Annotated in this window: 4 protein-coding genes; all 4 read right to left on the bottom strand. The window is 70.4% G+C overall.

The features are described 5' to 3' along the window. Positions 1-1240: 1240 nt before the first annotated feature. The 4 genes from ASD66_RS13180 to ASD66_RS13165 are packed head-to-tail and all read right to left on the bottom strand — an operon-like array spanning position 1241 to position 8353. Entirely contained in the window at positions 1241-2626 is a 1386-nt protein-coding gene (locus ASD66_RS13180; protein WP_056891175.1) for a metallopeptidase TldD-related protein, read from the bottom strand. Continuing rightward, the gene (locus ASD66_RS13175) at positions 2626-4152 is read right to left on the bottom strand and encodes a TldD/PmbA family protein (RefSeq protein WP_056891174.1); all 1527 of its coding nucleotides are present in this window, start codon (positions 4150-4152) and stop codon (positions 2626-2628) included. The genes ASD66_RS13180 and ASD66_RS13175 overlap by 1 nt, the downstream gene beginning before the upstream one ends. 32 nt (positions 4153-4184) lie before the next feature. After that, complete coding sequence (locus tag ASD66_RS13170; protein ID WP_056891173.1) at positions 4185-7184, bottom strand: AAA family ATPase; 3000 nt, start codon at positions 7182-7184, stop codon at positions 4185-4187. Then, entirely contained in the window at positions 7184-8353 is a 1170-nt protein-coding gene (locus ASD66_RS13165; RefSeq protein WP_056891172.1) for an exonuclease SbcCD subunit D, read from the bottom strand. Before ASD66_RS13165 ends, ASD66_RS13170 begins: the two co-directional genes overlap by 1 nt. Positions 8354-8379: the final 26 nt, after the last annotated feature.

Raw genomic sequence — 8379 nt, 5'->3', positions numbered from 1 at the left:
CTCGGTGGACCTGGCGAAGTTCCACGACCTCATCAGTGATGAGGCCACCACCCTCGGCAAGCTCGGTGACACCGACACCCTCGGCCAACGCAGGGCCAAAGCCCTCGGCGTGATCGCGGATCGGCAGGCCAGCGCCGACCTCCTCGGCCTCATCCCCGACCCTCACAGCGACAACGACGGCCGCGACGGCGACAACACCGGCCACAGTGAGGACGACGACGCAGGCAACAGCGACGGCGCAGGAGTCAGTGAAGACGCAGGCAACGGCAATCGCGACAGCGCCCACGATGGCGACGGTGACGGTGCCGGTGAAGGTGCGGGCAAGANCGCGCAAGTCCTACCTCAAGACCCGGCTCTACATCCACGTGAACCTCGCCGACCTCGCCACCAACGGCACCACAACCACTGGAACCACCACGTCCTCTGGAACCACCGCCTCAGCCACTGGCACCGCTGGAACCGACTGCTCCGGCGGCCACGAGCCGGCACCGGGGATGGCGGAGACGAACCTGTTCGGCGCCGTCACCGTCAAGAAGATCCTCGACTGGATCCGCGACCTCGGCCCCGACGCCACCCTCACCCCGGTCATCGACCTGAATCACGACTGGGCTGTCGACCAGCACGACCCACCCGAAGCGATGCGCGAACAAGTCCTCACCCGCGACCGGCATTGCGTCTTCCCACACTGCACCGTCGACTCGAGGCGTTGCGACCTCGACCACATCACCGCCTACGACGACACCGGACCACCGGGCCAGACCAGTTCCGACAGGCTCGCCCCGTTGTGTCGACGACATCACCTCGCCAAAACGCATGGCCGGTGGTCGTATGTCAGGAACAAGGACGGCACCTATACCTGGACCAACCAGTACCGCCGGACCTGGCTGGTCACCACCCACGGGACCATAGAGCTCCCCACCAACTGAACCCCGACACTGCACCAGACAACGAGCAGGCTCGGGAACACGAAGAACACGAGAAACAGCACCGGCCCAACAGCACCGCGAGCGCAAGCCCCGCCACCAGAACACGGTGAACGGGGCTACCGCCACGCCCACACCCGCCCACACCAACTGCACTGGCCTGGTCAAGCGTGGTCTCGAGACGGTCGCCAGAGCGANACCACCGAGAGGACGCGGGCCTCCTCAACCACCGAGAGGACGCGGGCCTCCTCAACCACCGAGGGCACCGGCGACCTCCTCAGCCGCAGAGGGCCGAGGCCATCGGGGTGAGGCAGCAGTTACTGGGCCTGGGACACGCTCGACATGTTGAAGTCGGGGACGCGCAGCGCAGGCATGGCGGTGCGGGAGAAGTAGTCCTCGCCCCACTCCCTGCTGAGCGCGGGCGCGGTGGCGGAGGCGTGGCTGAACCTGTTGAGCAGCTCGACCGGGCTCTCGTTGAAGCGGTAGTTGTTCACCGCCCCGGTTACCTCGCCGTTCTCGATCAGGTAGACCCCGTCGCGGGTGAGGCCGGTCAGCAGGAGGTTCTGCGGGTCGACCTCGCGGATGTACCAGAGACAGGTCAGCAGCAGCCCCCGCTCGGTGCCGGCCACCAGGTCGTTGACGTCGCCCTCGCCACCGTCGACCGACAGCACGAGGTTGTCGATGGCGGGGGTCACCGGTTGGCCGGTCATCGCTGCGGAGTGTCGGGTCTGGTGCAGGGCGGCGAGCTCACCGCCACGGATCCAGTCGGTACGGTCCAGGGGGATGCCGTTGTCGAACACGCTCGAGGTGTTGCTCGACGACGCGGCCACTACGTGGGGCTCGCACTCCAGGCCGGCGTACGACGGGTCACTGAAGAGGTGCACGCGGGGATCCGCTATCCGGTCTCCGATGCGGGTGCCGCCACCTCGACGGGAGAAGACCGACTGGCCTTCGTGGGCGACACGGGCACCGGCTTCCCAGTAGGCGTAGATGGCCAGGTCAGCGACCGCCGTCGGCGGGAGGATCGTGTCGTAGCGGCCGGCCGGGAGGTCGACGCGGCGCCGTGCCCAGCCCAGCCGCTGGGCGAGGACATCGTCGAGGTCATGGGCGGAGACATCGCTGAAGTCGCGGGTCGCCCCGCCGACCCAGGCACTGCTGGCCAGGTCGGCTGTCTTGCCGGTGGCGCCGAAGTGTCCAGTCGGTTGTGAATGGCGCAGGCGCAGGCCCGTGGTCGAGCCGACGTACGTCGTGACCACGTCGTGCGCGACGAAACCGTAGTGGACGCGGTCGGCGGCCTCGGCGCGCTGGAAGACCTCGCCGAGCTGGGGCGCGAAGTCGGCGAAGACGCCGATGGAGGTCTCGGCCGGGCGCTCCGCCCACCCGGAGGCGGCGGCTCCCTCGGTCAGCGGCTGGGCGTCCTCGGCCGGGGTCGCGATCTGGGCCGCACTGTCCGCCGACTCCACGAGGGCGCTGACCTGGTCCTTGGTGGTGGCGCTGCCCGTGACCGACCCGGTGGCGATGCCGTCGCGGCGCTCGTGGAACGCGATCACCGTGAAGGTGCCACCGTGCATGACCCCGTTGGTGGTCAGGGTGTTGTTGGCCCAGCGCAGGTTCGCGGACGTGGAGACCCGCGCGATGACGATGGAGTTGGTGCTGCGGCTCGCGGCCAGGGCGTGCTCGACGAGGTCCTGGGGTGTGGTCATCACTGGCCTGACTCCTCGGTCGTGTTGAGGATCCGCACTCCGCGGAACAACGAGGTCGGGGCCCCGTGACTGACGGACGCGACCTGCCCGGGTTGGGCCTTGCCGCAATTGAACGCGCCGTTCAGCTGCCACGTCTGCGGCCCGCCCACGGCCTCGAGGGAGTTCCAGAAGTCGGTCGTGGTCGCCTGGTAGGCGGCGTCCCGGACCTGCCCGGCGAGCTTGCCGTCCTCGATCCGGAAGAAGCGCTGGCCGGTGAACTGGAAGTTGAACCGCTGCATGTCGATCGACCACGACTTGTCGCCGACGACGTACAGCCCTCGCTCGACGCGGCCGATCAGCTCCTCCGTCGATGGTCCGTCGTCCGCGGGCTGGAGCGACACGTTGGCCATCCGCTGGATCGGGATGTGGCCGGGGGAGTCGGCGTACGCACAGCCGTTGGAGCGACCGTCGGGTCCGGCGAGCTCGGGGCTCCGGCCGGCGATCGGCCGGTCGAGCTGGTAGCCCACGAGTACGCCGTCGCGCACGATGTCCCACTGCTGGGTCGCGACGCCCTCGTCGTCGTACCCGATGGTGGCCAGCCCGTGCTCGACAGTGCGGTCACCGGTCACGTTCATCGCGGGGGACCCGTATTGCAGGGAGCCGAGCTTGTCGGGCGTGGCGAAGGAGGTTCCGGCGTAGTTGGCCTCGTAGCCCATCGCCCGGTCGAGCTCGGTGGCGTGGCCCACCGACTCGTGGATGGTCAGCCACAGGTTCGACGGGTGGATGACCAGGTCGTAGGTGCCGGACTCGACACTCGGGGCGGCCAGCTTCTCCTCGAGCAGCGCCGGCACCTCGGCGAGCTCGGCGTCCCAGTCGTAGAGGTCTCCGGTGAGGAACTCCCAACCGCGGCCCACCGGCGGCGCGATGCTGGCCATCGAGTCGAAGACTCCGCTGGTGGGGTGTGATCCCATCGCCTCGAAGTGCGGCTGCAGGCGGATGCGCTGCTGCGTGGTCGCGGTCCCGGTGAGATCTGCATAGAACTTGTTCTCCTGCACCTGCTGGAGCGAGGCGCTGGCGTGCTCGACGGCGTCGTGCTCGCGCAAACGGTTGGTCCAGCCGATCAGCAGGGCCGACTTCTCCGCGGTCGGCACGTCGAAGGGGTTCACCTCGTAGGCGGAGACCCAGGTGGCGTCGTCGTACGCCGGCTCGGGGGCCAGCACGATCTCGCGCCGCGTCATTCCGGCCGCGACCTGCGCCACCTGGACGGCCTCCTCGGCGATGCGGATCGCGTCGTCGGTGGTCAGCCGGATGCCGGAGGCGAATCCCCAGGCCCCGTTGTGGATGACGCGCACGGCGAAGCCGAGGTCGACGTGTTCGCTGGCATCCTGGAGCACCCCGTCGCGGACCTCGAGGTCCTGGTAGCGCACCCGCTCGAACCGGAAGTCGGCGTGCGTCACGCCGAAGTCGCGGGCGCGGCTGAGTGCCGCGTCGGCGAGTTTGCGATAGGGGAGTGCGATGAACGTCGGGTCGAGGCCTGGCGCTGACATGCGCACAAACGTAGCCGGTCGGGCGGGGAAGGTCAGCCGTCGACGCGCGAGATCGTCACCGACGACCCGGTGCGGTCCTTGGCCACGCGCAGCTGGGTCGGGATGCGGCTGCGCATCTCGGCCACATGGCTGACCACCCCGACCACGCGCCCGCCGTCGCGCAGGGTGTCGAGGGTGTCCATGACGTCGTCGAGGGTGTCGGAGTCGAGGGAGCCGAACCCCTCGTCGACGAAGAGCGTGTCGAGCTCGGCCCCGCCAGCCTCCTGGGTCACCACGTCGGCCAGGCCGAGGGCGAGGGCCAGAGAGACCACGAACGTCTCGCCGCCGCTCAAGGTCGCCGGATCGCGCCGCTCGCCGGACCACTCGTCGAGCACCAGCAGACTCAGCCCACCGCGCGACTCGCCGGCACCGCGGTGGCCGGTGTGTTCGAGGGAGTAGCGCTGGTCGCTCATGCGCAGCAGTCGCTCGTTGGCTGCGGCCACCACCTGGGTGAGCCGCCAGGCCAGCACATAGGCCGAGAGGCGCATCCGCAGCTCGTTGTCGGCAGACTTGCCCTCCACGAACGAGGCCAGCTCCGCGGCGACGGCGTACGCCCAGTGCACGGGCAGCCACGCACTGTGCGCGAGGCCGAGCTGCTCGTGGAGATCACCGAGCCGGGTCGAACGGGTGCGTCGGGTCTGGGCCAGGGTGCGGGCGCTGCCGAGCTCGTCGAGTGCCCGGGCATGGTCTGTGTCGACCGCGTCGACGTCGGGTGCGGGAAGCTCGAGGGCCTGCGCCACGACGGGGTCGCCCAGCACGGCGCTGGCGGCGGCCGATCGGGAGTCATGGGCGGAGATCGCCGACTCGAGCTCGTGTGCCTCACGGTCGGACAGGACCGCGTCGAGTGCCTGCGCGGCGTCGGCGAAGTCGTGCTCGTGCAGCCAGGTGTCGAGAGCCTGCACTGCCTTGTCGGCCTGTTCGACAGCGGTCTCGCGGGCCCGCTCAAGTCGCAATACCTCGTCGCAGGCGGTGGCGATGCGCTCGTGATGGGCGGCGAGTGCGGCCAGGTCGTCGTGCCCGGTGCCGGCGAGCAGGTCGTTGATCTCGCCGGCGATCCGCTCTTCGGACGCACTGTCTGACTCGAGGCGCGCCCGCCTGCTCGCGATCTCGACCCGGCAGGTCGAGAGTGCGTTGGCGGCGGACTGGAGGCTGCGTTCGGCCAGGATGAGCGCCGGCTCGAGCTCGCCCGTGGCCCGGGCCGCGTGAGCAGCCGCGGAACGCGCTGCTTCTATGCGCACGCGTTCGGCCCGGGTTGTCTCTCTGGAGTCGTCGCCGAGCTGCTGCTCGACCACGGCGAGGGTGGCGCTGAGCTCGTGCACCCGCGCGTCACGGGCCACCCGGTCGACCTCGGCGTCGTCGAGGAGACGACGAGCCTCCTTCTCCGCTGCGGCCGTAGGCGCACCGGGTGCCGCCTCGGCCTTGTGCGGGTGGTCGGCAGAGCCACAGACCGGACAGCTGGCACCGACGGCCAGATCGGTGGCGATCTCGGCGGCCATCCCGCGGATGCGCGCCTCGCACAGCTGAAGCCATTGCTCCTTGAGGAGCTGGCACTCGTCGATGCTGGCCCGGCGCTCGTCGACGGCAAGGGTCAGCTGGTCACGCAGTTCGGCCGCACGCGTGTGGGCCTCGAGGCGAGCATCGAGGACGCCGCGCTCTGCGGCGAGGCGCTGTGACTCGACGTCCGCCTCGCGCGCCAGGCCCAGTCGCTGGCGGAGAGAGGAGATCTGCTCGGGCAGCGCGTCGACGGAGTTCGCCGTCGACACTTCCTCGGCCTGCAGGTGTTCGAGACGGGACCGATCGCCGGCGATGCGCTCACGCAGGACGCGCAGCTCGCCCTCACGGGGAACGGCGGCGGTGGCGACGGAGATCGTGTCGCGTGACGCCCGCGCCCGGCGTACGAGCGTGTCGAGGTCGACGACCTCGTCGGGCCCCGCGACGCGGGAGAGTGCGGTGGCGGCTGCCTCGACTGCCCGGTCGCGCTGCTGTTCGGCTGCCAGCGCGAGCCTGTGGAGCGGGACGACGGGAGCGGCCCGACGCGCCAGGGCCAGGCGCCCGCGTCGCGACTCGTGCCGGTCGGCGGAGGCCGCCAGCTCGGCCAGTTCGGTGCGGGCGGCAGTGGCGCGCTGCTGGAGGCCGGCCACCCGATGGGCCTCCTCGCGTCGTTCGCCGGCAGCACGCTCGGCCTCGACGGAGGCGGCGAGTGCCGCGGTGGCCTCGTCGTCGGCCGCTCGGGTCTGCGCCCGGAGTGCGTCGACCCAGTCGATGAGGATGCCGTCGGCCATCACCGGGGCCAGGTCGTCGCCGGACCAGTCGTCGGGCAGCGTTTCGCCGGTGGCCTCGAGGATGCGGCTGACCACGCGGGAGACCGAGCGCTGGAGCTCCTGTCCCTGCCGGTGGAGGGCGCGGGTGTGGTCGCGGATCCAGCGTTCGATGTCTTCGAAGCGCTGCGTGCTGAACAGCTGTTGCAGCAGGGCGTGGCGTTCGTTCGAGCTGGCCCGGAGAAACTTCTGGAACTCGCCCTGCGGCAGCATCGCGACCTGGCAGAACTGGGTCATGGTCATGCCGACCAGCCCGGTCAGCAGATGACCCGCCTCGTCGAGCCGGGTCGACTGCATGACCCACTCACCGCTGATGCGCTCCTCGACCCGCACCGAGGCCTGCTCAGTGGTCAGCCCGGTGCCCCGCTTCTTCGGGCGGACCCAGGCCGGGGACCTGGTGATCCGGAACCGGCGGCCCGACAACGTGGCCTCGAGCCGCACCCGCGGCGCCAACCGCGGGTCGGCGGTGTCGCAACGGAACCGCTTGGCGTGGTTGCGGTCGCCCGGGACGTCGCCGTACATCGCGAAGCAGACGGCGTCGAGGATCGAGGTCTTGCCGGACCCGGTGGGGCCGGTGAGCAGGAACAGCCCTGCCGAGGAGAGGTCGTCGAAGTCGACCGACACGGTCTCGGCGAACGGGCCGAACGCGGTGGCGTCGAGCTGGTGGAGGCGCATCAGCCCACCGCCGTGTCGAGGTCGCGGTCGGGGCTGCAGGAGTCGCAGGCGTCGCGCAGCAGGGCCGACTCCTCGGCGCTGGCGGGTCGACCCCGCATCTCGCGGAGGAAGTCGACCGCGATCGCGTGGTCGGGCTTGCCGGCGGCCGGACGGGCCGACGGAAGCCTGGCAGCATGGCCACCGGCCGGCTCGAAGGACAGCACGAGCGTGTGAGGAAAGCGCTTCTGGAGCCGCTCCATCGCCCGGGCAGGGCGGGCGTCGTCGGTCAGGGTGGCGTGCACCCATGACTGCTCGTGAACGTCGAACGTGCGGTCGGAGAGCAGGTGCTCGATGTCGCCGCTGATGCGGGCCAGGGCGCGGGGGACCGGTGCCTCGACGAACTCGGCGTGGGCGAGCCCGGAGGCGTCGAGGTCGACCAGCCAGGTGCCCTTGCGGTGGCCCGTCTCGGAGAACGAGTAGGCCAGTGGTGAGCCGCTGTAGCGAATCGCCTCGGTGAGCGTGTGTTGGCCGTGCAGGTGGCCGAGCGCGACGTAGTCGATGCCGTCGAACACGTCGGTGGGGACGATGCTGACCCCGCCTACGCTGATGTCGCGCTCGGAGTCACTGGGCTCCACCGGCCTGGTGCCGGCCACGAAGGCGTGGGCCATCACCACCGAACGGGTGCCCCGTGGCTGCCCGGCGAGGTCGGCTCGCACGCGCCGCATCGCCTCGGCCAGCGCCGCCTCGTGGCTGCGCCCGGCCAACGCCCAGGGCTCCCGCACGAGATCGGGCTCGAGGTAGGGAAGGCCGTAGACCGCGACCGGACCGTGCTCGTCGTCGAGCAGCACCGGGGCGCCCACGGACAACGCGCTGGTGCGGACGAAGACCCCGGCAGCGTCCATCAGCTCGGCGCCGAAGCCGAGCCGGTGGGCCGAGTCGTGGTTGCCGCTGGTCACCACCAGCTTCGCGCGCGAACTCGCGATGCGGGTGAAGGTCTCGTTGGCCAGGCGGACGGCGTCGACCGGCGGCAGCGCGCGGTCATAGATGTCGCCCGCGACCACGACCAGGTCGACCCGCTCGCGCTCGATCACCTCGAGCAGGTGGTCGACGTACGCAGCCTGGAACCCGAGCATGCCTTCGCGGTGGAAGGAACGCCCGAGATGCCAGTCGGAGGTGTGGAGGATGCGCACACCTAGAACCTAGAAGGCACCACCGA

Origin of the sequence: Nocardioides sp. Root151 (assembly GCF_001427925.1) — a bacterium.
GTDB lineage: Bacteria > Actinomycetota > Actinomycetes > Propionibacteriales > Nocardioidaceae > Nocardioides.
Note: the sequence above shows the minus strand (reverse complement) of the source record. Positions and strands in the feature narration are given on the sequence as shown.